This is a genomic window from Marinicauda salina (assembly GCF_003122085.1).
Classification (GTDB): domain Bacteria; phylum Pseudomonadota; class Alphaproteobacteria; order Caulobacterales; family Maricaulaceae; genus Maricicauda_A; species Maricicauda_A salina.
In genome coordinates this window covers 150151-172819 of record NZ_QEXV01000003.1, presented here as the reverse complement: position 1 = coordinate 172819, position 22669 = coordinate 150151, and the positions used below count along the sequence as shown (strand labels likewise).

Annotated in this window: 20 protein-coding genes; 12 read left to right on the top strand and 8 right to left on the bottom strand. The window is 69.4% G+C overall.

Going from position 1 to position 22669, the window contains the following annotated elements; translation table 11 throughout:
• The first annotated feature begins 61 nt into the window (after positions 1 to 61).
• Positions 62 to 1168, top strand: a complete 1107-nt coding sequence (locus DDZ18_RS06325; protein ID WP_109252531.1) for an anhydro-N-acetylmuramic acid kinase — start codon at positions 62 to 64, stop codon at positions 1166 to 1168.
• 5 nt (positions 1169 to 1173) lie between these two features.
• Here DDZ18_RS06325 and DDZ18_RS06320 read toward each other — a convergent pair whose 3' ends face one another.
• Positions 1174 to 1857, bottom strand: coding sequence for an alpha/beta hydrolase (locus DDZ18_RS06320; protein WP_109252530.1), 684 nt, complete (start codon positions 1855 to 1857; stop codon positions 1174 to 1176).
• 227 nt (positions 1858 to 2084) lie between these two features.
• On the opposite strand from DDZ18_RS06320, the gene DDZ18_RS06315 reads away from it, so the two are divergent.
• The 11 genes from DDZ18_RS06315 to DDZ18_RS06265 all read left to right on the top strand — a co-directional run bounded on the left by DDZ18_RS06315 (position 2085) and on the right by DDZ18_RS06265 (position 10903).
• On the top strand, positions 2085 to 2546 hold the full coding sequence (locus DDZ18_RS06315; RefSeq protein ID WP_109252529.1) for an Rrf2 family transcriptional regulator: 462 nt from the start codon (positions 2085 to 2087) through the stop codon (positions 2544 to 2546).
• Positions 2543 to 3682 carry a cysteine desulfurase family protein gene (locus DDZ18_RS06310; protein ID WP_109252528.1) on the top strand — a complete coding sequence of 380 codons (1140 nt, stop codon included), beginning with the start codon at positions 2543 to 2545 and terminating at the stop codon, positions 3680 to 3682. The genes DDZ18_RS06315 and DDZ18_RS06310 overlap by 4 nt, the downstream gene beginning before the upstream one ends.
• Before the next feature lie 21 nt (positions 3683 to 3703).
• Complete coding sequence (sufB, locus tag DDZ18_RS06305; RefSeq protein WP_109252527.1) at positions 3704 to 5209, top strand: Fe-S cluster assembly protein SufB; 1506 nt, start codon at positions 3704 to 3706, stop codon at positions 5207 to 5209.
• Between the two features lie 415 nt (positions 5210 to 5624).
• Positions 5625 to 5918, top strand: coding sequence for a hypothetical protein (locus DDZ18_RS06300; RefSeq protein ID WP_109252526.1), 294 nt, complete (start codon positions 5625 to 5627; stop codon positions 5916 to 5918).
• A complete protein-coding gene (sufC, locus tag DDZ18_RS06295) occupies positions 5902 to 6666 on the top strand; it encodes a Fe-S cluster assembly ATPase SufC (protein WP_109252525.1) in 765 nt (254 codons plus the stop codon). Before DDZ18_RS06300 ends, sufC begins: the two co-directional genes overlap by 17 nt.
• Positions 6667 to 6669: 3 nt before the next feature.
• A complete protein-coding gene (locus tag DDZ18_RS06290) occupies positions 6670 to 7785 on the top strand; it encodes a SufB/SufD family protein (protein ID WP_109252524.1) in 1116 nt (371 codons plus the stop codon).
• Entirely contained in the window at positions 7782 to 9023 is a 1242-nt protein-coding gene (locus DDZ18_RS06285) for a cysteine desulfurase (RefSeq protein WP_109252523.1), read from the top strand. The genes DDZ18_RS06290 and DDZ18_RS06285 overlap by 4 nt, the downstream gene beginning before the upstream one ends.
• A gap of 24 nt (positions 9024 to 9047) precedes the next feature.
• Complete coding sequence (locus DDZ18_RS06280; protein WP_109253070.1) at positions 9048 to 9494, top strand: SUF system Fe-S cluster assembly protein; 447 nt, start codon at positions 9048 to 9050, stop codon at positions 9492 to 9494.
• A gap of 11 nt (positions 9495 to 9505) precedes the next feature.
• Positions 9506 to 9865, top strand: coding sequence for a HesB/IscA family protein (locus DDZ18_RS06275; protein WP_109252522.1), 360 nt, complete (start codon positions 9506 to 9508; stop codon positions 9863 to 9865).
• A 63-nt stretch (positions 9866 to 9928) separates the two neighbouring features.
• Positions 9929 to 10537 (top strand): glutathione S-transferase family protein, encoded by a 609-nt coding sequence (locus DDZ18_RS06270; protein ID WP_109252521.1) that lies wholly within the window; start codon positions 9929 to 9931, stop codon positions 10535 to 10537.
• Positions 10538 to 10540: 3 nt separating this feature from the next.
• The gene (locus tag DDZ18_RS06265; RefSeq protein WP_109252520.1) at positions 10541 to 10903 is read left to right on the top strand and encodes a TfoX/Sxy family protein; all 363 of its coding nucleotides are present in this window, start codon (positions 10541 to 10543) and stop codon (positions 10901 to 10903) included.
• On the opposite strand, the gene DDZ18_RS06260 is transcribed toward DDZ18_RS06265, so the two are convergent.
• From DDZ18_RS06260 to DDZ18_RS06230, 7 genes are all read right to left on the bottom strand, one after another.
• Positions 10904 to 11962: a GGDEF domain-containing protein gene (locus DDZ18_RS06260; RefSeq protein WP_109252519.1), complete on the bottom strand. Its 1059-nt coding sequence runs from the start codon at positions 11960 to 11962 to the stop codon at positions 10904 to 10906. It lies immediately after the preceding gene.
• 128 nt (positions 11963 to 12090) lie between these two features.
• Positions 12091 to 13548, bottom strand: a complete 1458-nt coding sequence (locus DDZ18_RS06255) for a DEAD/DEAH box helicase (protein ID WP_109252518.1) — start codon at positions 13546 to 13548, stop codon at positions 12091 to 12093.
• 156 nt (positions 13549 to 13704) lie between these two features.
• A complete protein-coding gene (locus tag DDZ18_RS06250) occupies positions 13705 to 14976 on the bottom strand; it encodes an amidohydrolase family protein (protein WP_109252517.1) in 1272 nt (423 codons plus the stop codon).
• A gap of 1 nt (position 14977) precedes the next feature.
• Positions 14978 to 16405 (bottom strand): amidohydrolase, encoded by a 1428-nt coding sequence (locus DDZ18_RS06245; RefSeq protein WP_109252516.1) that lies wholly within the window; start codon positions 16403 to 16405, stop codon positions 14978 to 14980.
• 147 nt (positions 16406 to 16552) lie between these two features.
• Positions 16553 to 18607, bottom strand: a complete 2055-nt coding sequence (gene parE / locus DDZ18_RS06240) for a DNA topoisomerase IV subunit B (RefSeq protein ID WP_109252515.1) — start codon at positions 18605 to 18607, stop codon at positions 16553 to 16555.
• 80 nt (positions 18608 to 18687) lie between these two features.
• Positions 18688 to 19296, bottom strand: a complete 609-nt coding sequence (locus DDZ18_RS06235) for a transglycosylase SLT domain-containing protein (protein ID WP_233245735.1) — start codon at positions 19294 to 19296, stop codon at positions 18688 to 18690.
• Between the two features lie 62 nt (positions 19297 to 19358).
• Positions 19359 to 22616: an autotransporter outer membrane beta-barrel domain-containing protein gene (locus DDZ18_RS06230; protein ID WP_109252514.1), complete on the bottom strand. Its 3258-nt coding sequence runs from the start codon at positions 22614 to 22616 to the stop codon at positions 19359 to 19361.
• Between the last annotated feature and the right edge of the window lie 53 nt (positions 22617 to 22669).

Here is a 22669-nt window from a genome sequence, read left to right as displayed (position 1 = left end):
TCTCCTCGGAACGAACCGGGGGCTAATAGCAACAACTCGGCGCTGGCGGAAAGAGGCGCGCATGAAGGTTGTCGGATTGATGAGCGGCACGTCGCTCGACGGGGTGGACGCCGCGCTTATGGAGACCGACGGGGAGACGGTAGCGCGCTTCGGTCCGGGGCTCGAGCGCGCGTACGCGCCGGGCGAGCGCCGGATTCTGCAGGCCGCCGTCGACGCCGCGCGCGCCTGGCGCTTCGAAGGCCCCGAGCCGGCTGCGTTCGCCGAGGCCGAAACGGTCCTGACGACGACCCATGCCGAGGCGGTCGCCGCGGTCTGCGAGGCCGCCGGGATCGCGCCTTCCGATCTCGATCTCGTCGGCTTTCACGGCCAGACCGTGCTCCACCGCGCCCCGGCTGAGGGCGTTCCGGGCCGGACGCGCCAGCTCGGCGACGGCGCCGCGCTCGCCGCCCGGCTCGGCTGCGACGTCGCCTTCGATTTCCGCAGCGCCGACGTGGCCGCGGGCGGGCAGGGCGCGCCGCTGGCGCCGGTCTATCACCGCGCGCTCGCCGACTGGTCGGGGCTCGAGCGGCCGCTCGGCGTGCTCAATCTGGGCGGCGTCGCCAACATCACGCTGATCGCCTCCGACGGAGCGCTCGTCGCCTTCGACACGGGGCCGGCCAACGGGCTGATCGACGCGTTCATGGAGCAGCGCACCGGCGAGGCGATGGACGCGAACGGCGAGACGGCGGCCCGCGGGCGCGTCCACGAGGCCGCCTTCGCGGAGTATCTCGCCCACGACCATTTCGCCGCCGGCGGACCGAAATCGCTCGATCGCTGGGACTTCGATCTCGACGCGGTCGCCAACCTGTCGACGGAGGACGGCGCGGCGACGCTCACGGCCTTCACCGCGCGCAGCGTCGCCCTCGGCGTCGAGCGCCTGCCCGAGCGGCCGGCGCGGCTGATCGTGTGCGGCGGCGGGCGGAAGAACGCGACCCTGCGCGCGCTCATCGAGGCGGCGTGCGACATGCCCGCCATTCCCGCCGAAGACGTGGGCTGGCGCGGCGACCTGATCGAGGCCGAGGCCTTCGCCTTTCTCGCCGCGCGCTGCGCGGCGGGCCGGCCGATCAGCTTTCCGGGAACCACGGGCGTCTCCGAGCCCATGACGGGCGGGCGCATCGCCCGGGGCTGACGCGCCTACTCGCCGTCTTCCTCGGCGGCCTCGATGCGCGGCGCGTCGAGGATGGCGAGGCGCTCGTCGAGATAGCCCGACACTTCCCGCTCGAGGTCGTCGAGATGATCGGTGAAGAGGTGGCCGGCGCCCGGAACCGCCTTGCGCGTGATCTCGATGCCCTTCTGGGTGCGCACCTTGCTCATCACGCGCTCCATCTCCTCGTAGGGCACGATGGTGTCGGATTCGCCGTGCACGACGATGCCCGAGGCCGGGCAGGGCGCGAGGAAGGTGAAGTCGTACATGTTGGTCGGCGGCGAGACCGAGACGAAGCCCGCGATCTCGGGCCGGCGCATCAGCAGCTGCATGCCGATCCACGCGCCGAAGGAGTGGCCCGCCACCCAGCAATAGGGCGCGTGCGTGTTGTGCGCCTGGATCCAGTCGAGCGCGGTGGCGGCGTCCGACAGTTCGCCGAGCCCCTGCTCGTAGACGCCCTGGCTGCGCCCGACGCCGCGGAAATTGAAGCGCAGGACCGAGAAGCCGCGCTGCTTGAATGTGTCGTACATCTGCAGCGGCACCGGCGTGTCCATGTGGCCGCCGCCGCGCGGGTGGGCGTGGAGGATGAGCGCCACCGGCGCGGCGTTCTCCTTCGCCGGGCTGTACTTGCCTTCCAGTCGGCCGGCCGGGCCGGAGATGATCACGTCGGGCATGAGATCAGTCGCGTCCTGTCTGTCTGATTTCCGAGTACACAGCTCAGGCTTTTCAGACCCGCTTGCAGGCGCTATAGAGAGCGCGCAGACGGCGAATCTTGACCTGAGCGGTCGGGAACTTACGTCCTTGTACGGGCGGCGGTTCGATCAAGGTCCGGCCTCTTAGCACAACGCCGTCCCCGGATGCGAGGCCCGTTCGCTTTCGACGGACGGGCGGGAGACAGACAATGAAGCTCAGCACGAAAGGCCGCTATGCGGTGATGGCGATGGTCGACCTGGCCGATTCGGCCGCCGATCGACCGGTGCCGCTCGCCGATATCGCCTCGCGGCAGGCGATATCGCTTTCCTATCTCGAGCAGCTTTTCGCCAAGCTGCGCCGGGCGGACATCGTCCACGCCGTGCGCGGCCCCGGCGGCGGCTACCAGCTTGCGCGCCCGGCGGCGGACACGCGCGTGGCCGACATCATGCTCGCCGTCGAGGAGCCGGTCGACGTCACCCGCTGCCGGAACGGCGCGAAAGGCTGCATGGAGAACGGACGGCGCTGCGCCACGCACGACCTCTGGGACGAACTCGGCCGGCACATCCATCTCTTCCTGAGCTCGGTGTCGCTGGAGGACGTGATCGAGCGCCGCGTGCTGGGCAAGGCGACCCGCAGGGCCGCCCCGAAATCGCTGGAGGCTGCAGAGTGAAGGCGTATCTCGATCATAACGCGACCGCGCCGGCCCGCCCCGAGGCGATCGAGGCGGTCGCCGAGGCGATGGCCGCCGTCGGCAACCCGAACTCGGTGCACGCCGAAGGCCGCGCCGCCCGGGCGCGTCTCGAGCAGGCGCGCGCCGTGATCGCCGGCGCGCTCGGCGCGATGTCGGACGAGCTGGTGCTCACTTCGGGCGGAACCGAGGCCGACAATCTCGCGCTCGCCTCGGCCGAGACCGCCGGCGCGACCCGCCTGATCGTCTCGTCCATCGAGCACGAAGCGGTGCTCGATCCCGCCCGCGCGAGCGATCTGCCGACGGAATACATGCCCGTGACCGCCGACGGCGTGGTCGATCTCGACTGGCTCGCCGAGCGCCTGTCCGGCTGGGACGTCGAACGCGACGGTCCGCCCTTCGTCGCGCTGATGGCGGCCAACAACGAGACCGGCGTCATCCAGCCCGTCGCCGACGCCGCGCGCCTGGTCCGCGAGGTCGGCGGCTATCTCCATGTCGACGCCGTCCAGGTGCTCGGCAAGACGAGTTTCGATTTCGCGTCCTCGGGCGCGCATTACGCGGCGGTGTCGGCGCACAAGATCGGCGGCCCGCTGGGCGTCGGCGCGCTGCTGGTGAAGGAAGGCGCGCCGCTGTCGCGCCGCCAGCACGGCGGCGGCCAGGAGAAGGGCCGGCGCTCGGGCACCGAGAACGTGGTCGGCGCGGTGGGGTTCGCCGCGGCGATCGAGGCGGCGATGAACGACGATCTCGACGCCATCGGCGCAATGCGCGACCGGGCCGCCGCGCTCATCCGCGACGGCGCGCCGGAGGTGCGTATCTGGGGCGAGAACGCGCCGCGCACGCCGAACACGCTGTCCATGTCAGCGCCGGGCTGGCCGGGCGAGCTGCAGGTGATCGCGCTCGATCTCGCCGGGTTCGCGATCAGCGCGGGCTCGGCGTGCTCGTCGGGCAAGACGCGCCGCTCGCGCGTGCTCGAGTCGATGGGCGCGCGCGAGGACGAGGCCGGCGCCGCGGTGCGCGTGAGCTTCGGCCGCACGAACACGATGGAAGAGGCCGAGGGCTTCGCCGCGGCGTGGCTCGACGCCTACGCCATGGCGCGGTCGCAATCGGCCGCCGTCTGAACGCTTGAAGGAAGGATCGCAATGGCCGCGGTCAAGGAAACCGTCGAAGACGTCCGCAAGCTTGAAGCCGACAAGTACAAGTACGGCTTCACGACGGACATCGAGCAGGAATACGCCCCGAAGGGCCTGAACGAGGACACGATCCGGTTCATCTCCGCGAAGAAGAACGAGCCGGAGTGGATGCTCGAATGGCGCCTCGAGGCCTATCGCCGCTGGCTCACCATGAAGGAGCCGGACTGGGCGAAGGTCGGCTATCCGCCGATCGACTACCAGGACGCGATCTACTACGCCGCGCCGAAAACCGGCGCGAAATACAAGAGCCTGGACGAGGTTCCCCAGGAGCTGCTCGACACCTACGAGAAGCTCGGCATCCCGCTCAAGGAGGCCGAGGTCCTGCTCGGCGTCGAGGGCGCCGAGGAGCGCACCGCCGCCGAAGCGCGCGAGAAGTCGCGCGTGGCCGTCGACGCGGTGTTCGACTCGGTCTCCGTGGCGACGACCTTCAAGGAGGAACTGAAGAAGGCCGGCGTGATCTTCATGTCGATCAGCGAGGCGATGCAGGAGCATCCCGAGCTCGTGCGCGAATATCTGGGCAGCGTCGTGCCGCCGACCGACAACTTCTTCGCCACCCTCAACTCGGCGGTCTTCTCCGACGGCTCGTTCGTCTACGTGCCCAAGGGCGTCAAATGCCCGATGGAGCTGTCGACCTATTTCCGCATGAACGCCCAGGGCACCGGCCAGTTCGAGCGCACGCTCATCATCGCCGACGAAGGCGCCTACGTGTCCTATCTCGAGGGCTGCACCGCGCCGATGCGCGACGAGAACCAGCTCCACGCCGCCGTGGTCGAGCTGGTCGCGCTCGACGACGCCGAGATCAAGTACTCCACGGTGCAGAACTGGTGGCCCGGCGACGCCGAGGGCAAGGGCGGGGTCTACAACTTCGTGACCAAGCGCGCCGACTGCCGCGGCCGGAACTCGAAGGTGAGCTGGACCCAGGTCGAGACCGGCTCGGCGATCACCTGGAAATATCCCAGCTGCGTGCTCCGGGGCGACAACTCGCAGGGCGAGTTCTACTCGATCGCGGTGACCAACGGCCGCCAGCAGGCCGACACCGGCACCAAGATGATCCATCTCGGCAGGAACACGAAGTCGCGGATCATCGCCAAGGGCATCTCGGCGGGACACTCCGACCAGACCTATCGGGGCCTCGTGTCGGCCCACAAGAAGGCCGTCGGCGCGCGGAACTTCACCGAGTGCGACTCGCTGCTGATCGGCGATCAGTGCGGCGCGCACACCATTCCGTATATCGAGGCCAAGACGCCTTACGCCACGCTGGAGCACGAGGCGACGACCTCGAAACTCTCCGATGACCAGCTCTTCTACGCCCGCCAGCGCGGGCTCGACGAGGAGACCGCCGTGGCGCTGCTCGTCAACGGCTTCTGCCGCGAGGTGCTCCAGGAGCTGCCCATGGAGTTCGCCGTCGAGGCCCAGGCGCTGCTCAAGGTCTCGCTCGAAGGGAGCGTGGGCTGATGGCGTTGCGTCGCGCCTCTTTCCTCCCCCGTTCACGGGGGAGGTGGTCCGAAGGACCGGAGGGGGGAATTTCGGTTCCGCCGCATCCCCCCTCAGTCACCCCGGCTGGAGGCGGGGGCGGCAGCTCCCCCGCGAGCGGGGGAGCAAACCCTGCAAAGCGCTGCGTGTCTCACGCGGCTGAACAGGGCGCTCGGCTTTCCCTCCCCTTGTGGGGAGGGCCAGGGTGGGGTGACCTGAACTCCCGGACGCGCCGCAGGCGCGATCCGGGACCTCATGGCGATTGGCTTCCCGGAGGCCCCGGCTCGCCCTTCGGGCGGCCGGGGTTTCATGGGGGGCCGGCCCCCACCCCGACCTTCCCCCTGGGGGGGAGGGAGTCGAAGGCCGCGCCTCGCCCCGCTGCGGGAGGACACGCCTGATGGCTTACTGGTTCAGACGCCGTCCGCCGCGCGGGGCCGGCTTCCCGATCACGCCGGCGAGCTGGCAGGGCTGGACGGCGACCTGGGCGATCCTCGCCATCGCGGTCGCCGGCGGCCTGTTCGCCGCGCTGGCGCTCAGCGCGGCGCTCGGGACCGGGCTCGCCGCGACGCTTTACCTTCTGATCCTGGGCGCGGCGGTCGCGCTGTGGATCGGGCTGGCCTTTCTCACCTCCGCGCCGGTTCCGCCGGGAAGCGATGCGGACGAAGGAGCGACGAATGCTGAAGATCAATAACCTCCACGCCCGCGTCGAGGCCGATGACGGCGAGGGCGCCGAGATCCTCAAGGGCGTCTCGCTCGAGGTGCCCGCCGGCGAGGTGCACGCCATCATGGGTCCGAACGGCTCGGGCAAGTCGACGCTGTCCTACGTGCTCGCCGGCCGCGAGGGCTACGAGATCACCGAGGGCGGCATCGAATTCCGCGGCGAGGACGTTGCGGAGATGGAGCCCGAGGCGCGCGCCGCGCGCGGGCTCTTCCTGTCCTTCCAGTACCCGGTCGAGATCCCCGGCGTGCCGACGCTGACCTTCCTCAAGGAGGCGCTCAACGCCCAGCGCAAGGCCCGCGGCGAGGACGAGGTTCCGGCCCCCGAGTTCATGAAGAAGGCCCGCGAAAGTGCTGCGAAACTCGGCGTTTCGAACGAAATGCTGAAGCGGCCCGTGAACGTCGGGTTTTCCGGCGGCGAGAAGAAGCGCATGGAGATCTTCCAGGCGCTGATGCTGGAGCCGAAATTCCTCGTCCTCGACGAGACCGACTCCGGTCTCGACGTCGACGCGCTCAAGGTCGTCGCCGACGGCGTCAACGCGCTGCGCGATCCCGAACGCGGCATGCTGGTGATCACGCACTATCAGCGCCTGCTGGACTACCTGACGCCCGACACGGTCCACGTCATGGCCGACGGCCGCATCGCCGAGAGCGGCGGGCCCGAGCTCGCCCGCACCGTCGAGGCCGAGGGCTATGACAAGTATGCGCGGAGCGCCGCCTGATTCATGACCGCCGCGATCAAGACCATACCTCTCGAAGACGTCTTCCTCGCCGAGCTGCCCGAAGCGGGCGAGGACTGGCGCGCGCTTCTGCGCGCCGATCTCGCCGAGCGCGGCCTGCCGCATCGCCGCGTCGAGGAATGGAAGTGGAGCGATCTGCGCGCCGCGCTCGCCCGCATGGGCGGGGACGCGGGATCGATCGCGGTCGACGCCTCGCGCGCGCCCGACGAGACCGCGCCGGTCGCGCAGGCGCCCACGCTCGTCATGCCGCGGCTCGCCGCCGCGCTGGGCGGACCCGCCGATATCTACCGCCTGACCGACGGCGAGGCGCTGAACCTCGATATCTCCGCCAAGCCGGGCGCGGCCCACAAGGTGATCGCGATCGAGCTTCCCGCCGGCGTCGAGGCCAGCCTGCACGAGCGCTACGCCGGCGCGGCCGGCGCGTTCGCCAATGTCGCGGTGCTGATCCGGCTGGGCGAGGGCGCGCGGCTGACGCGCCTCATCGAGCAGGACGCTTCGTCCGACGCCGTGATGGTCGTCACCAGCGGGATCGAGCTTTCGGCGAATGCGAGGGCGACACAGACGACGCTCGGCTTCGGCGCCAAGCTCGCCCGGCTCGAGACGCACGTGACGCATCCCGGCGAGGGCGCGGATCTGTCGCTCGACGGGGCGTATATCGTTGGCGACAAGCTCCATCTCGACCAGACCACCTTCGTCCGGCATACGGGCGAGGGCGGGACGACCTCCGAGCTGTTCAAGGGCGCGGCCGCGAAGGGCGGCAGGGGCGTCTTCCAGGGCAAGATCTTCGTCGAGCGCGCCGCCCAGAAGACCGACGCGCGCATGACCCATCGCGGCCTGCTGCTGGACGAGGGCGCGGAGATCGACGCCAAGCCCGAGCTCGAGATCTACGCCGACGATGTCGAATGCGCCCACGGCAATGCGCTCGGCGCGATCGACGAGACCGCGCTGTTCTACATGCGCCAGCGGGGCATCCCCGAGCCGCAGGCCCGCGCGCTGCTCACCGAGAGCTTCCTCGCCGAGCCCCTTATGGCGATCGCCGACGAGGCCGAGCGCGAGCGCCTGCTGGAGAAGCTGCGCGCGCGTCTCAAGGAGGTCGCATGACCGCGTTGACGAAACCCGAGGCGGCCTTCGACCCGTATGCGATCCGCGACGAGTTTCCGATCCTCGCGCGGACGGTGAACGACAAGCCGCTCGTCTATCTCGACAACGCCGCGACCGCGCAGAAGCCGGAAGCCGTCATCGAGGCCGTCGGCGACGTCTGGCGTCAGTCTTACGCCAACGTCCATCGCGGGCTGCACACGCTCGCCAACGAGGCCACCGAGGCCTTCGAGGGCGCGCGGGGCAAGATCGCGTCCTTCCTCGGCGCGGAGCGGGCCGAGCAGATCGTGCTCACGCGCGGCGCCACCGAGGCGATCAATCTCGTCGCCTGGTCGCTCGGCGAGACGCTGGAGGCCGGCGACGAGATCATCCTCTCCCAGATGGAGCACCACTCGAACATCGTGCCCTGGCACTTCCTGCGCGAGCGCAGGGGCGCGGTCATCAAGTGGGTCCCCGTCCGCGACGACGGCTCGCTCGACATGGAGGCTTACGAGGCGCTGTTCACGCCGCGCACGAAGATCGTTGCGCTGACCCACATGTCGAACGTGCTGGGCGCGGTGACGGACGCGAAGCGCCTGACGGAGATCGCCCACGCCCGCGACGTCCCGATCCTGCTCGACGGCTCGCAGGCGGCGGTGCATTCGCAGGTCGACGTCGCCGACATCGGCTGCGATTTCTACGTCTTCACCGGCCACAAGCTGTACGGGCCGAACGGCTCTGGCGCGCTCTACGCGGCGGCCGACTGGCTCGACCGCCTCGCGCCGTGGCAGGGCGGCGGCGAGATGATCGCCGAGGTGAGCGAGACCGGCGTCGTCTACGCCGATCCGCCGCATAAGTTCGAGGCCGGCACGCCGGCGATCGCCGACGCGATCGGGCTGGGCGCGGCGATCGACTGGCTGACGGCGCAGGACCGGGCCGCCATCCACGCCCACGAGCGCGCGCTGCTCGACCGCGCCACGGCCGGGCTTTCCGGGATCGACGGCGTGCGCATCCTCGGGACCACGCAGGACAAGGGCGCGATCCTCTCCTTCGTCGACGACAACGCCCACGCCCACGATCTCGCCCAGCTCATGGACAAGTACGGCGTGGCCGTCCGCGCGGGCCATCACTGCGCCCATCCGCTGATGTCGCGCTTCGGCGTCGCCGCGACGGCGCGGGCGAGCTTCGCCCTCTACAACACCGCCGAGGAGGTCGACGCCTTCATCGAGGCGTTGCACAAGGCGCGCAGCTTTCTCATCTAGAGGCCGGGAAGACGAATGGACGACATGAGAGACCATACAGCCCGGGCCGAAGCCGCAGAGCGCGACGTGATCGATCTGAACGCGCCGGCGGCGGAGTCCGCGACGCAGTCCGAGCCCGCGGCGGATGAAAGCGCCGGCGTCGCGCCGGCGCTGTCGGACAAGGAGATCGCCCGCGTCACCGATGATGTCGTCGCTGCGCTGAAATCGGTCTACGATCCCGAGATCCCGGTCGACATCTACGAGCTCGGCCTGATCTACAAGGTCGATCTCGAGGACGACCGCACGCTCAAGGTCGAGATGACGCTCACCGCGCCGGGCTGCCCGGTGGCCGGCGAGATGCCCGGCTGGGTCCAGGAGGCCTGCAACACCGTCGAGGGCGTCGAGCGCACCGATGTGACGCTCACCTTCGATCCGCCCTGGACGCCCGATCGGATGAGCGACGAGGCCCGGCTGCAACTGAACATGCTCTGAGAGGCGCCGAGATGACCCGACCGAAACCCAAGGCCGTGACCCTGACCGACGCCGCCGCCGAGCGCGTCAAGGCGCTGATGGCCAAGAACGGCAAGGGCTATCTGCGCGTGGGCGTGACCAATGGCGGCTGCGCGGGCATGGAATACATGATGGACTATGTCTCCGAGCCCGAGCCGTTCGACGAGCGCGTCGAGGACAAGGGCGTCGAGATCGTCGTCGAGTCCAAGGCGCTGCTCTTCCTGCTCGGCTCCGAGATCGACTACGAGGTCACGCCGCTGCACGCCAAGTTCGTCTTCCGCAATCCCAACGAGACCGACGCGTGCGGCTGCGGCGAAAGCGTGACGCTGACGCCCGCGCAGCTGGAGTCGTGATGCGCGCTTGTCTCGACGCCCGGCCCGTGGTGGTTTGAAGCACGGCCGTCCCGGGGGTTGTGCATGAAGCTTCTGTCCTCTCCGACCTCGCCCTACGCGCGCAAGTGCAAGGCGCTGATCCTGGAAAAGAGCCTGGAGACGCGGATCCATGTCGAGGAGCTGAACCCGCTCGACGATCCGGGCGAACTCCACGCCGCCAATCCGCTGGGCAAGGTCCCGGCGCTGGTGCGCGACAACGCGCCGGCGATCGTCGGCTCGGCGGCGATCTGCGACTACATCGACACCCTCAATGACGAAACCTGGATCCCCGCGCGCGGGGAGAGCCGGACGCTGGTCATGCGTCAGCAGGCGCTCGCCGACGGGCTGCTTGACCTGACGGTCGGACGCCGGCTCGAGACCAATCGCGATGACGAGCTGCGCTATCCCTACTGGATCGAGCGCTGGGAGCGGGCGATCACGCGCACGCTGGACGTCCTGGAGGACTCCGAACGCAGCCGGTTCGAGCGCTCGGTCGATCTCGGCGCGCTCGCCGTGGCCGTGGCGCTGGGCTACCTGGATTTCCGCTATCCGGAGTTCGACTGGCGCGAGGGCCGGCCGGGCCTCGCCGAATTCGCCGAAAAATGGTTCGCGCGCGAGAGCTTCGTGGAGACCGCGCCGCCGAAATCGGCCTGAGCGGTGGCCGTCTCCGACGATTTCCTCGAATTCGCCTGCGAGCATCTCGCCGCCTTAGGCCCCGTCAGCGCGCGGCGCATGTTCGGCGGGGCGGGGCTGTATGCGCAGGGCGTCATGTTCGCCCTCGTCGCCGACGACCAGATCTATCTCAAGGTCGATGACGCGCTGTCGGCGGCGCTGGCCGCCGAGGGAAGCGGGCCCTTCATCTTTCGACCCAAGGACGGACCGCCGGGGGAGATGGGCTACTGGCGCCTGCCCGAAGCCGCCGTGGATGATTCCGAGGAGGCGGGCCGCTGGGCGCGGCGCGCGCTCGACGTCGCGCTCAGGGCGCAGGCGGGCAAGAAGAAGCGGAAGCCGAAGGCCTGATCAGGCGGCGGCGACGCCGTTCGCGTCGGCCGGGGTCTCGTCGACCGTGGTGCGGTTCCGGCCGTCGGTCTTCGACCGGTAGAGATTGGTGTCGCAGCGCTCGATGAGCGACTCGACGGATTCGCCGGGATGGTGCTGCGAGACGCCGAGCGAAACGGTGATGTGCCCGAGGTCCTCGCTCGTCGATTTGCGCAATAGCCGCTTTGACTCGACGGTCGAGCGGACCTTCTCGGCGATCTGGCGGGCTTCCTCGATCTCCGTCTTCGGCAGGACGACGCCGAACTCCTCGCCGCCATAGCGGGCGACGACGTGATAGTCCTTCGAGAAGCGGCTGAGGCACGCGGCGACGAAGCGGATGATCTGGTCGCCGGTCTGGTGGCCCCAAGTGTCGTTGAACCGCTTGAAATGGTCGATGTCGCAGAGGATCAGCCCGAACGGTTCGCCGTTGAGGTCGGCGGCGCGCCGCGCCTTGCGCAGCGCCTCGTCGAAGCGCTTCCGGTTGGCGACGCCGGTGAGGGCGTCGGTCATCGCCTCCTCGCGGACCTTCTCGAGATTCGAGCGCAGCTGCTCGACCTCGCGCGAGGTGTCGTGCAGGCGCTTCTCGAGGTCGCGCGAGCGGCGCTGCATGCGCGCCGTGGCGGAGACGAGCCCCTCGACCATCTGCTTGAAGCTGGCCTGGTCGGTGGTCTTGTCGAGCTTGCCGGACGCGCCGGCGAGGGCCTCTCCATAGGCCTGGGTGTCGCGCTTGGCGTCGGCCAGCGTCTGGACGACCTCGCCGAGTTCGCGGCTCATCGCGCCGCCGGTCTCGATGACGGCGTCCTGGATGCGCTTGAACGTGAAGTAGCGGTCGTAGAGATCGTCGAGGAAGGCCTCGTCGAATTCACCGCCTTCATTGATCCGCGCCTCGATGGATTCGCAAAGTTCGGGGATCGAATCCGAAACGAACGCCACCCAGATCGAATAGTTCTGCGCGCTCGGGACGACCTGGTGCTCGGCCATGAGGTCGAGCGCCTTGCGCGCGAGATCGATACCTTCGGAAGTCTGCAATCGGCCGTTCACGCGTGCTCACCCCTGCTTGTCCGTGGCGCGATCGGCGCGACCATGGATGCCTATCCCGTGGAGGCACGGTAGGGGGGAAATGAAAAGAACGCGTAAATGCCCCGATCGCGTCGGGAGCGGGGGCGGGCTCAACCGTAGGCGGAACGCAGAAGGAATTCAGGTACATGGTCCCCGAAGCCGGGCGCGACGGCCTCGGCGGCTTCCTCGCGCGCCGGCGATTTTCCACCGGTCTTGCGGCGACCGCCGCCGCCGCGGCGACGACCTCCGCTGCGACCGGACCCGCCGCCGGACTTCGCCGCCGGCTTGTCGGCCTTCTCCGCCTTCTCGGCGGTCGGTTCGGGCGCCGGATCCGTCCTGGCTTCCGCCGCCTCTTCCTTGTCCGCCTCGGCGGCCTTCGCGGGCTTTTCGGACTTGGGCTCCGAGGCGCGCGGCTTGCCGCCGGATTTCTGCTTCGAGCCCGATCCGTCGAGCTTGAGCGTTTCGGGCTCCTCGCCGATGAGCTTGATGATGTTCGCCAGCGACTTGGAATCCTCCGGCGTCACGATCGTCACCGACTCGCCTTCCATCCCGGCGCGGCCGGTGCGTCCGATCCGGTGGATGTAGTCGTCCGGGTTGCGGGGGATGTCGAAATTGAAGACGTGGCTCACCGCCGGGATGTCCAGACCGCGTGCGGCCACGTCCGAAGCGACCAGCAGGCGCGTCTCGCCGGACTTGAAGTCGGCGAGCGTCTGCGTGCGCTGCGATTGCGGCAGATCGCCGTGGATCGGCGCTGCGGAAAAGCCGTGACGCGCGAGCGAGCGGGCGACCACGTCGACGTCGCGCTTGCGGTTGCAGAACACGATGCCGTTCTTGACGCCTTCGCGATTGATCGCCGCGCGAAGGGCCGCGCGCTTGGCCTTCGGCGTCTTGTCGTCGACCCGGACGAGGTACTGCTTGATCGTCTCGGCGGTCTTCTCCTTCCGCGACACCTCGATGCGCTCCGGGTCGTGCAGGAAGGTGTTCACCAGCCGGACGATCTCGTTGGGCATCGTCGCGGAGAAGAACAGCGTCTGACGCCGCGGCGGGACCAGCTTGAAGATGCGCTCGATGTCCGGGATGAAGCCCATGTCGAGCATGCGGTCGGCTTCGTCGATGACGAGGATCTGCACGCCCGTGAGCAGCAGCTTGCCGCGCTCGAAATGGTCGAGCAGGCGGCCGGGCGTGGCGATCAGCACGTCGGCGCCGGAATCCAGGATCTTTTCCTGGGGCCCGTAGGACACGCCGCCGATGAGCAGCGCCATCGTCAGCTTGTGATTCTTCGAATAGGTCTCGAAATTCTCCGCGACCTGGGCGGCGAGCTCGCGCGTCGGGCAGATGATCAGCGAGCGCGGCATGCGCGCCTTGGCGCGGCCCCGCGAGAGGCGCTCGATCAGCGGCAGCGTGAAGGACGCCGTCTTGCCGGTGCCGGTCTGGGCGATGCCGAGCACGTCGCGGCCCGCCAGCGCGACCGGAATCGCGCCTTCCTGAATCGGCGTGGGCTTCTCGTAGCCGGCGTCCTTGACGGCGGCAAGCAGGTTCGGGCTCAGGCCCAGTTCTTCGAAGGTCATGCGCCTCGTCGATCGCCCTTGTTCGTTACATAGGGGCGTCTAGCAAATCCTGCGCCGAATCCCGCGGATCGGCGCGCACGCGCGGAAAATACGGGGCCGGCGCGCGCTGTCAACGCGGCCGGCCCGTAGATTGCGCAGTTCGCGCGATCGTGTTGCTTAATGGCGATATGCGAAGTCGGCCTCCGCGGCGATCTCCGCGTAACGATCACGCAGGCGGGTCTGACGGGTTTCGAGGCTTTGCGCCTCGCCGTCGATGAACACCGCCGTCGGCGCGCTCATCAACTCGAGCGGATCGCCGTCCCACACGACGACGTCGCCGGCGTATCCCGCCTCGAGCGCGCCGAAGCGGTCGCTGACGCCGTAGATCTCGGCGGGCGCAAGCGTGATGGCGCGGAAGGCCTCTTCCCACTCGGCGCCGTGCGCGGCGGCCAGGCCGGCGTGCTGCGTGAGCAGGCGCGGGTTCCAGTAGATGTCCGAACCCATCGTCGTGTAGGCGACCTGCACGCCGGCGTCGTGCAGGCGCGCGGCCGCCTGCAGCGTCGAAGCCAGCGTGTCGAAGGAGTCCGGCAGGTTGCGCATCGGATCCATGATGACCGGCACGCCCGCCGCCGCGAGTTCGTCGGCGACGAGATGGGCTTCCGCCGCACCGGCGATGATCAGGCGCAGCGAGCGATTCGCCTCGATGAAGTCGAGGGCGCGGCGAATGTCGGCGGCCCGGTCGATATAGACCACGAGCGGCGTTTCCCCGCGCGCGACGGGCACCATCGCGGCCGCGTCGGCGCGCGTGAGCACGTCGCCGTCGCCGCCGTTCTGGTAGCGGCCGGGATAGGCCCGGGCGTCGTCCAGCGCCGCGCGGAGATAGGCCCACGCCGCCGCCGTCGAGCCGCCCGCGAGATTCGCGCCGGAGCGCCGAAGGTCGGCGACCATGAAGTCGCGCGTCGTGAACACGGAGTCCGGCGCGCCCGCGGAATCGGCGAGCGCCCCCTGGCCGGCGATGATCGTCGAGCCGGTGGACGGATGCAGCGCGAAGCGCGTGATGCCTTCCGCGCGGGCTTCGTCGATATGATTGCCCGACGGATTGAAGCCCTCGGACACGTCGAGCGCGGCGGAGAACGGCGACTCGCCGGCCGCCGCGTTGCGCGTCGAGTCCTCGAGCGCGACCTCGATCAGGCCGAGCTGGGTGTGAGGATGGAACAGGCCCGGGGTGATCCAGCCGCCTTCGGCGTCGACGACCGTCGCCTCGGCGGGGATTTCCACGTCCGCTCCGACCGCGACGATGTCGCCGTCGCGCATCAGCACCGAGCCGTCATCGATGACGCCGGCGCTGGTGTTGGTGACGACGCGGCCGTTGGTCACCGCGACGGTCTGGGCGAGCGCCGGCGCCGCGACTGCGGCGGCCAGCGCGAGAGAAGCGAGAACGCGTTTCATCTCAGTAGTCTCCTTCGCCGGGCTGACCCAGCATGAAGTCGCGGACGGTGCGGCGATCGGGGTCGGCGCGGTCGAACATCAGCGCCCCGTCGATGAAGACCTGATCGGCCACGGCGTAGGTCGAGAAGGGATGCTCCGACCAGATGACCACGTCGCCGCGCTTGCCTTCCTCGATCGAGCCGGTCTCGTCGAAGACGCCCAGCGCCTGGGCGGGACGCGCGGTGAACCATCCCACGGCCTCGCCGTCGGAGATGTCGAGTCCCATGCGCCGGCCGTCGGAGAGCGCCTTGGCGACCTCCTGGTTCAGTCGCTGGATGCCGAGATCGCTGTCGGAGTGGATCATCGCGCAGGCGCCGGCGGCGTGGGTGAGCGCGAGGTTCTCGGGGATGGAATCGTAGGCCTCCATCTTGAACCCGCCCCAGTCGGCCCAGACGGCCGCGCAGGTCCCGTGCTCGGCGAGCAGGTCGGGGATCTTGTAGGCCTCGACGCCGTGGTGGAAGGCGGTGACCTGGTAGCCGAACTCCTCGGACATATCGAGCACCTGCGCCATCTGGTCGGCGCGGTAGCAGTGCATCTGGACGAGGATCTCGCCTTCGAGCACGCCCATCAGCGTGTCGAGCTCGAGATCGCGCGTCGGCGGCTCGGCGTCCTCGCCGGCCTCGACGGCGGCGTAGTACTCGTTCCAGTCGTCCCGATAGTTCGACGCCTCGATCCACGAGGCGCGATAGCCGGCCATGTTGCCCATGTCCGTCATCGGCGACTGGTTGCGCCCGCCATAGACGCGCGACGGGTTCTCCCCGCACGCCATCTTCAGCGTGTAGGGCGCATCCGGGAACTTCATCGCCTGGACCGTCCGGCCGGGCACGTTGCGCAGGGTGACGCCGCGGCCGCCAAACAGGTTCGCCGAGCCGGGCAGGATGTGCAGCGTCGTGACGCCGCCGGCCAGCGCGGTGTCGAAGCCGGGGTCCTGCGGCCAGACGCTGTGCTCGGCCCAGACCTCGGCGGTCACCGGCGAGGTGACCTCGTTGCCGTCGGAATGGGCGTTCACCGCCGGGGAGGGGTAGACGCCGAGATGCGAGTGGATGTCGACGACGCCGGGGGTGACGTAGCGTCCCGAAGCGTCGATCACCTCCGCGCCCTCGGGCGCTTCCAGCCCCGAGCCGATCGCGGCGATCCGGCCGTTCTCGATCAGCACGTCGGTGTCCTGCATCTCGCCGCCGACGCCGTCGAACACGGTCGCGTTGGCGATCAGCACGACGCCCGATTCCGGCGGCGCGTAGGTCGACGGATAGGGATTGCGATCGAAGCCGGCTGTCCCGGTCTCCGAGTCGGCGGCCGCCGACTCGGTTTCGCCGCCGGCGTCTCCGGCGGCGGACTCGTCGGTCTCGTCGGTCTGGTCCGCGCAGGCGGCCAGCACGAGCGCGGCCATCGAGGCCAGGCCGGCGATGGCTGGGTGGAATCTCACAGTTCTGTCTCCCCGATAGGATTCCGCGGCGGTCGGTCGCCGCACGATGCGCGCAAGCCTCCACAAAAACCGGTCCGGAGAAAAGGGGCTAATTGACGGGCGGACCCGCTCTTACACGTCGACTTCGTCGACGAAGGGCGCGTGCTCCTGGATGTACCTGAAGCGAAGCTCGGCCTTGCGGCCCATCAGCGTCTCGACGAGCTGGTCGTCGGCGCGCCGCATCTCCTCGTCGACGGTGATGCGCGCCAGCGAGCGGCTGGCGGGGTCCATCGTCGTGGCCTTGAGCTGGGCCGGCGTCATCTCGCCGAGGCCCTTGAACCGGCCGACATCGACCTTGTTCTTCTTGAATTCGGTCTCGATCAGCCGGTCGCGTTCAGCCTCGTCGGCGGCGTAGAGCGTCTTCGCGCCCTGGGTCAGCCGGAAGAGCGGCGGCTGGGCCATGAACAGGCGGCCGGAATCGATGAGCGCCGGGGCGAACTTGTAGAAGAAGGTCGCCAGCAGGGCGGCGATGTGGGCGCCGTCGACATCGGCGTCGCACATGATGATGACGCGCTCGTAGCGCAGGTCGTCGAGGTCGAACTTCGATCCGGGCTGCGCGCCCAGCGCCAGCATCAGGTCGGAGATCTCCTGGTTGGCGGCGATCTTGTCGGCCGTCGCCGAGGCGACGTTGAGGATCTTGCCGCGCAGGGGAAGGATCGCCTGGGTCCGCCGGTCGCGGGCCTGCTTGGCCGAGCCGCCCGCCGAGTCGCCCTCGACGAGGAAGATCTCGGTGCCTTCGGGGCCGGTCTTCGAGCAATCGGCGAGCTTGCCGGGCAGGCGCAGCCGCCGCGAGGCGGTCTGGCGCTTGACCTCCTTCTCGCGCTTCCTCTTGAGGCGCTCGTCGGAGCGCTCGATCGCCCATTCCAGCAGGCGGGCGGCCTCCTTCGGGCGGGCGGCGAGCCAGTGGTCGAAGCGGTCGCGGATCGCCGTCTCCACGAGCCGCTGGGCCTCGGCGGTGGACAGCCGGTCCTTGGTCTGGCCCTGGAACTCGGGATCCTTGAGGAAGATCGAGATCATCGCCCCGGCGCCGCCCATGACGTCGTCCGGCGTGACCTGGGCGGCCTTCTTCACGTTGGACAATTCGCCGTGGGCGCGCAGCCCCTTGGCCAGCGCCGCGCGCAATCCCTGCTCGTGCGTGCCGCCCTGGGGCGTGGGCACGGTGTTGCAGTAGGAGTGGCAGAAGCCGTCGATCTCGCCGAAGCCGTCGGCGGAGAAGGCGACGGCCCATTCCGCCGCGCCCATCCGGCCCTCTCGCTCGACGCGGCCGGCGAAGATTTCGGTGACGAGCGTGCTCTTCGCCGAAAGCTCGGCGAGCCGGTCGGCGAGCCCGCCCGGGAAGGACAGCACGGTCTCGGCGGGAATGTCGGTGCCCTCGACCATCTCCTCCGGGCAGCGCCAGCGGATCTCGACGCCCCGGCGGAGAAACGCCTTGGATCGCGCCATGGCGAACATGCGCGCGGGCTTCAGCCCGACGCGCGCGCCGAAGACCTCCGGGTCGGGCTTGAAGCGGACCTGCGTGCCGCGCCGATTGGGCGCCGCGCCGACCTTTTCGACCGGTCCGGCCGGAAGCCCGCGATCGAAAGTCTGACGCCAGAGCGTGCGCTCGCGGGCGACCTCCACCTCGACATGCTCGGACAGCGCGTTGACCACGGAGATGCCCACGCCGTGAAGCCCGCCGGCGGTCTGGTAGGCCTTGTCGGAGAACTTGCCGCCGGAGTGCAGCGTGGTGAGCACGACCTCCAGCGCGGACTTGTCGGGGAATTTCGGGTGCGGATCGACCGGGATGCCGCGGCCGTTGTCGCTCACCGTCGCGTATCCGTCCTCGTCGAGGCTGACCTCGATCCGGTCGGCCCAGCCCGCCACGGCCTCGTCCATCGCGTTGTCCAGCACCTCGGCGAAGAGGTGGTGGACGGCGCGCTCGTCGGTGCCGCCGATATACATGCCCGGCCGTTTCCGGACCGGTTCGAGCCCCTCGAGGACCTCGATCGAGGCGGCGTCATATCCCGTCTGCGCGCGCGGGGCGTCATCCTTCGCCGGCGTCGAGCGCTTGGCGCCGCCTTTGGCGGGCTTCGGCTTCGGATTCGGCGCCGGGGCGGAGAAGAGATCGTTCTGCGAATCGTCGGTCATCACGCATCAACTTGCCCGATCGGGATGCCGAGCGGGAGACGCAGCCTGCAGATCGTCGGCGCGGCGACGCCGGCCGGGTTCTAGAAGAAGAACAGAAAGCCGCGATCGAGCCGCCCGCGGCAGTCGTCGATCTGGCTGTTGTAGCGCCAGGCGTCGCGCGCCACCTCGTCGGCGGCGCGATTGAGCCAGGACTTTCCGCGATAGGTGCCGCGATTAAAGCCGCCATGGCCCTCGTGATAGGCCAGATACAGGCTGCGCGCGTCATTGGATGAAATGCCCGAAAGCTCGCGGCTCATCTGCGCGTACCAGCCGATGAAGTCGACGGCGTCGTCGAAATCGTCGCGGTCGGCGCCGCGCCGGCCGGTCTCCTCGCGATACCAGTCCCAGGTCGTCTCGAGCGCCTGGGCGTAGCCGTAGGCCGAGGAGGGGCGCGGGCCGGGGATGAAGCCCAGCAGCCGTCGGCGCGCCGGCCGGGCGCTGCGGTCGAATCCGGATTCGCGCTTGAGGAAGGCCAGCTGAACGCCCGGCGACACGCCCCAGCGGCGCTCGGTGCGCTTGAGCGCGCGCCACCAGGCGCGGTTGTCCTCGAGGATGAGGCAGGCGTTGTGGACCTGGTCCGGCGGCCCGCTGGCGCAGCCGGCGAGGGCGGTCGCGCCGAGCAGCAGCGATATGATCAGCACGCGTCCCATGGCCCCATGATCCGCGCGGCGTGGTTAATCGCAAATGAAACGCGCAGCGCGCGCCCGCCGCGTCAGAAGGTCAGGCGGATCATCAGCCGGGCGACGTGGCGGACGAAATCGTCCCGGACATCGGCGTCATAGGCGAAGGTGAAGGTCGAGTAGTTCGACCCCGCCGACAGTCCGAGGCCGAGAATGAGACCCGTGCCCGGGAGCTCTTCGGCCTGCAGGCGGAACGGGTTGCCGTCGCGGAACTGCGCCACCGTCTCGCCGGCCTCCCCGGCGAATTCGCCGCGCGCGCCGACGCGGAAGCTCGGACGCCACCACGAGACCTGGTTGCCGAAATTGCGCGACAGCTCGAGCGTCGCCGCGCCGATCAGCGTCGATGTCTCGCGGTCGTCGACGATCAGTTCGAGGCCCTCGAGCGCGCTCTCCGAGGTTTCGGAGTAGCCGCTCTCGAACAGCGCCATGTAGGTCAGCGCGGCCTCGGGACGCACGACCCACCGGTTGAACGTGAAGTCGCGGCCGATCTTGGCGCTCGCCGTGGCGTGCCAGCCCGACCACTCGGCCGAGTTCACCGCCGAGAAGTCGTCGATCAGGATGCGCCGTTCGGATTCGAACCGGTCGTATCCGACGCCGAGCGAGCCGGACGCGTCGAAGCCGCCGACATCGAGGCCCGCATAGGCGCCAAGCTGGGCCGTGTAGGCGACCATCGGCTCGTCTTCGCCGTCGGTCTCCTCGATGTCGCTGGAGGCCCCGATGACGTTGAAGCCCACCGCGTAGAACGGGCCGATCGGCCGGTCGACGCCGACCGCCAGGCCGATGCCGTCGCCGCGATAGCCCTGGCCGGCGTCGATGCGCCCGCGATCGGCGAAATAGGCGAACTCCTGGGCCCACACGCCGGCGAGATCGTCGGGCGAGAGTCGCGCGTTGCGCAGCCGGGTGTCGAGCGCGCCCGCGCCGGCGTCGTTCGAGGCCAGCGCGAACTGGATCGCGCTGCCCGCGTACTCGGGCAGGAGCTGGTCATAGGCGCGGAAGAACGCCTCTTCGGTCCGCAGCGCCGCGATCGCCGCGCCCAGGGAGTCGACGGCGTCCATCGCCGCCAGCGCCTCGTTGAACGCGGCGGCCTGGTTGGCGTTCATGCCCAGTTCGCCGGCCGTCTTGCGCTCGAGCGTGAGGATGAGCGTGTTCGGATCGGCGCCGTCGCGCTCCAGCGTGGTTTTGTAGAGGAAGGGCGTGTCCGCGGCGGTGAGGATCGCATCCTCGTCGGCGATGTTCAGCGAGCCGGCCGTGATGAGCTCGAACTCGCGCCCGTCGCCGATCAGCTCCGACAGGCTGACGGTCAGGTCGGATCCCGCCTGGAACTCGATCGCGCCGCTGGCCTCGATGAAGGCGCCGACCCGGGTGGTGTCGTCGACGGTGATGTCGAGCGTCGCGCCGTCGCGGAAGACGGCCTCGGTGATCTCGAGCGTGTCGGAGCCGGTGAAGCCGATGCGGCCGTTCGCCAGGTCGATGACCAGCTGGCCGTCGGAGTCGGCGAGACCGCCATTGATGTCGGCGCCGTCGATCACCAGCAGGTCGGCGCCGTCGCCGAAGAAGATATCGCCGTCGACGCTGCCGGCGAGGACGCGCAGTTCGTCGTCGCCCGCGCCGAAGCGGATGTCGCCCTCGATGGAGGGCGCGGTCTCGCTTCCCGACGCGCGGCGCTGCACCACCCGAAGTCCGGTGGTGCGCGAACTCGCGTCGATCGCGATCAGCTCGGGGTCCTGCGCGTCGTCGGCCAGGTTGCCCGCCACCGCCGCGATGCGACCGGTGTTGCGCACGAGATTCAGGTCCTCGGTCCCGACGGTGATCGCCGTGGCGGACTGACCCGCGCCGCTGATCGTGGCCAGGATGTCGCCGGAGTTGAGCACGCGGCGGATGGACGAGCCTTCCTCGAGCATCAGCGCGAAGGCGCGGCCCTCGCCGAAGCTTCCGTCGCCGAACCCGTCATCTTCGAAGCCGCGCGCGACCGAGGCGCGGATCTCTCCGGAATTGTTGATCGTGTCGGCTTGCGCGCCCTCGCCGAAGCGCGCGGCTGTGGCATCGGCGTCGAAGGCTTCGGCGACGATGGAGCCCGCGTTCCGGAAACCGTCGCCGGCGAGGATCACCGCGCGCAGCGTTCCGCTGACATCGCGCCCGGCGATGAAGAAGGCGGTCGCGTCGCGGCCGTCGAAGAGGCCGTTCGCCCGGACCTCGCCCTCGACGATGAACGCGTCATCGCGGAGCTCCGGATCGCTGTCCTCGTCGGCCTCGTCCTCCGACACGCCGTAGTCGTCGGGTAGCGCGACCGTGCCGATCTGCATGTCGGCCGAGGCGTCGGCGGCGGGCCGCAATTCGACGGCCGGCGCGTCGCCGATAGCCTCGACGCCGGCGCCGTCGGCGATGAATACGCCGTCCTGGACGGAGCCCGCGATCACCAGCGCGGCGCCGGCGGAGAGGTCGTCGTCTCCGGCGTCGAGAACCTCGAACACCTCCTGCGCGCTGCGCCCGCTGATGCGATATCCATTGACGGTGATGCCGCCGCTGATCCGCACGCCGCCGCCGACATCGTCGTCGATATCGACGCCCTGGCCGTCGGGCGAACGTACGGTGACCTGTCCGCCGATCGCGACATCGCCCGACACGGCGTCCTCGATCGACACGCCGGTCGACCGCTCGCCGGTGACGGTGATCCCGCCGCCCAGGAGCAGATCGCCGTCGATCGCGGTGACGGTGCGCACGCCGAAGGAATCCTGGCCGTCCACCTGGATGCCCGAGCCGCTGGTGGTGGTGACGTCGCCGGTCAGCGCCGACTGGCCGGGCAGCGGATCGAGATTCGTGTCGACCTCGCCGATCAGGAGGCCGGTCTTGTTGCTCTGCTGCGCGAACGGGCCGTCCGGATCATTGTCGGGGTCGTCTTCGCCGTCCCCGTCGCGGTCGGCGAGATCGTCGGTCCCGCTGTCGGACGGCGAGTATTCCTCGGTCAGGTCGATCGTGCCGCCATGGGTGATCGAGCCGGTATTGCCGCCAATGGCCTGAACGCCGGTCGCGCCGTCGACTTCGGCCATGTCGATCTCGCCGCCGTTCTCGATCGTCACGTCATGGTCCGAATCGAGCACGATCGCCGGCCCGGGATTGTCGAGCACGACCCGACCGCTGCTCGTTATGACGACATTGTCGGCCGTGCCCTGACCGTCGGCGTCGGAGGTCCGGATCTGTTCGGTGCGCTCGTCGGTCACTTCCTCGTCAGCCAGCGCCGGCGCGGCGGCGAGCGCGGCGAACGACACGGCGGTCAGCAGGCGGCTGCGCATCAAATCCCCTCCAGACGCAGATCGTCCGGCGCGGCGGCCGGAGCGTCAGTTCC

Coding starts and splice junctions, on each gene's coding strand:
- DDZ18_RS06325 (WP_109252531.1), top strand. CDS start 62: ATGAAGGTTGTCGGATTGATGAGCGGCACGTCGCTCGACGGGGTGGAC.
- DDZ18_RS06320 (WP_109252530.1), bottom strand. CDS start 1,857: ATGCCCGACGTGATCATCTCCGGCCCGGCCGGCCGACTGGAAGGCAAG.
- DDZ18_RS06315 (WP_109252529.1), top strand. CDS start 2,085: ATGAAGCTCAGCACGAAAGGCCGCTATGCGGTGATGGCGATGGTCGAC.
- sufB (WP_109252527.1), top strand. CDS start 3,704: ATGGCCGCGGTCAAGGAAACCGTCGAAGACGTCCGCAAGCTTGAAGCC.
- DDZ18_RS06300 (WP_109252526.1), top strand. CDS start 5,625: ATGGCTTACTGGTTCAGACGCCGTCCGCCGCGCGGGGCCGGCTTCCCG.
- sufC (WP_109252525.1), top strand. CDS start 5,902: ATGCTGAAGATCAATAACCTCCACGCCCGCGTCGAGGCCGATGACGGC.
- DDZ18_RS06290 (WP_109252524.1), top strand. CDS start 6,670: ATGACCGCCGCGATCAAGACCATACCTCTCGAAGACGTCTTCCTCGCC.
- DDZ18_RS06285 (WP_109252523.1), top strand. CDS start 7,782: ATGACCGCGTTGACGAAACCCGAGGCGGCCTTCGACCCGTATGCGATC.
- DDZ18_RS06280 (WP_109253070.1), top strand. CDS start 9,048: ATGAGAGACCATACAGCCCGGGCCGAAGCCGCAGAGCGCGACGTGATC.
- DDZ18_RS06275 (WP_109252522.1), top strand. CDS start 9,506: ATGACCCGACCGAAACCCAAGGCCGTGACCCTGACCGACGCCGCCGCC.
- DDZ18_RS06270 (WP_109252521.1), top strand. CDS start 9,929: ATGAAGCTTCTGTCCTCTCCGACCTCGCCCTACGCGCGCAAGTGCAAG.
- DDZ18_RS06255 (WP_109252518.1), bottom strand. CDS start 13,548: ATGACCTTCGAAGAACTGGGCCTGAGCCCGAACCTGCTTGCCGCCGTC.
- DDZ18_RS06250 (WP_109252517.1), bottom strand. CDS start 14,976: ATGAAACGCGTTCTCGCTTCTCTCGCGCTGGCCGCCGCAGTCGCGGCG.
- DDZ18_RS06245 (WP_109252516.1), bottom strand. CDS start 16,405: ATGGCCGCGCTCGTGCTGGCCGCCTGCGCGGACCAGACCGACGAGACC.
- parE (WP_109252515.1), bottom strand. CDS start 18,607: ATGACCGACGATTCGCAGAACGATCTCTTCTCCGCCCCGGCGCCGAAT.
- DDZ18_RS06235 (WP_233245735.1), bottom strand. CDS start 19,296: ATGGGACGCGTGCTGATCATATCGCTGCTGCTCGGCGCGACCGCCCTC.
- DDZ18_RS06230 (WP_109252514.1), bottom strand. CDS start 22,616: ATGCGCAGCCGCCTGCTGACCGCCGTGTCGTTCGCCGCGCTCGCCGCC.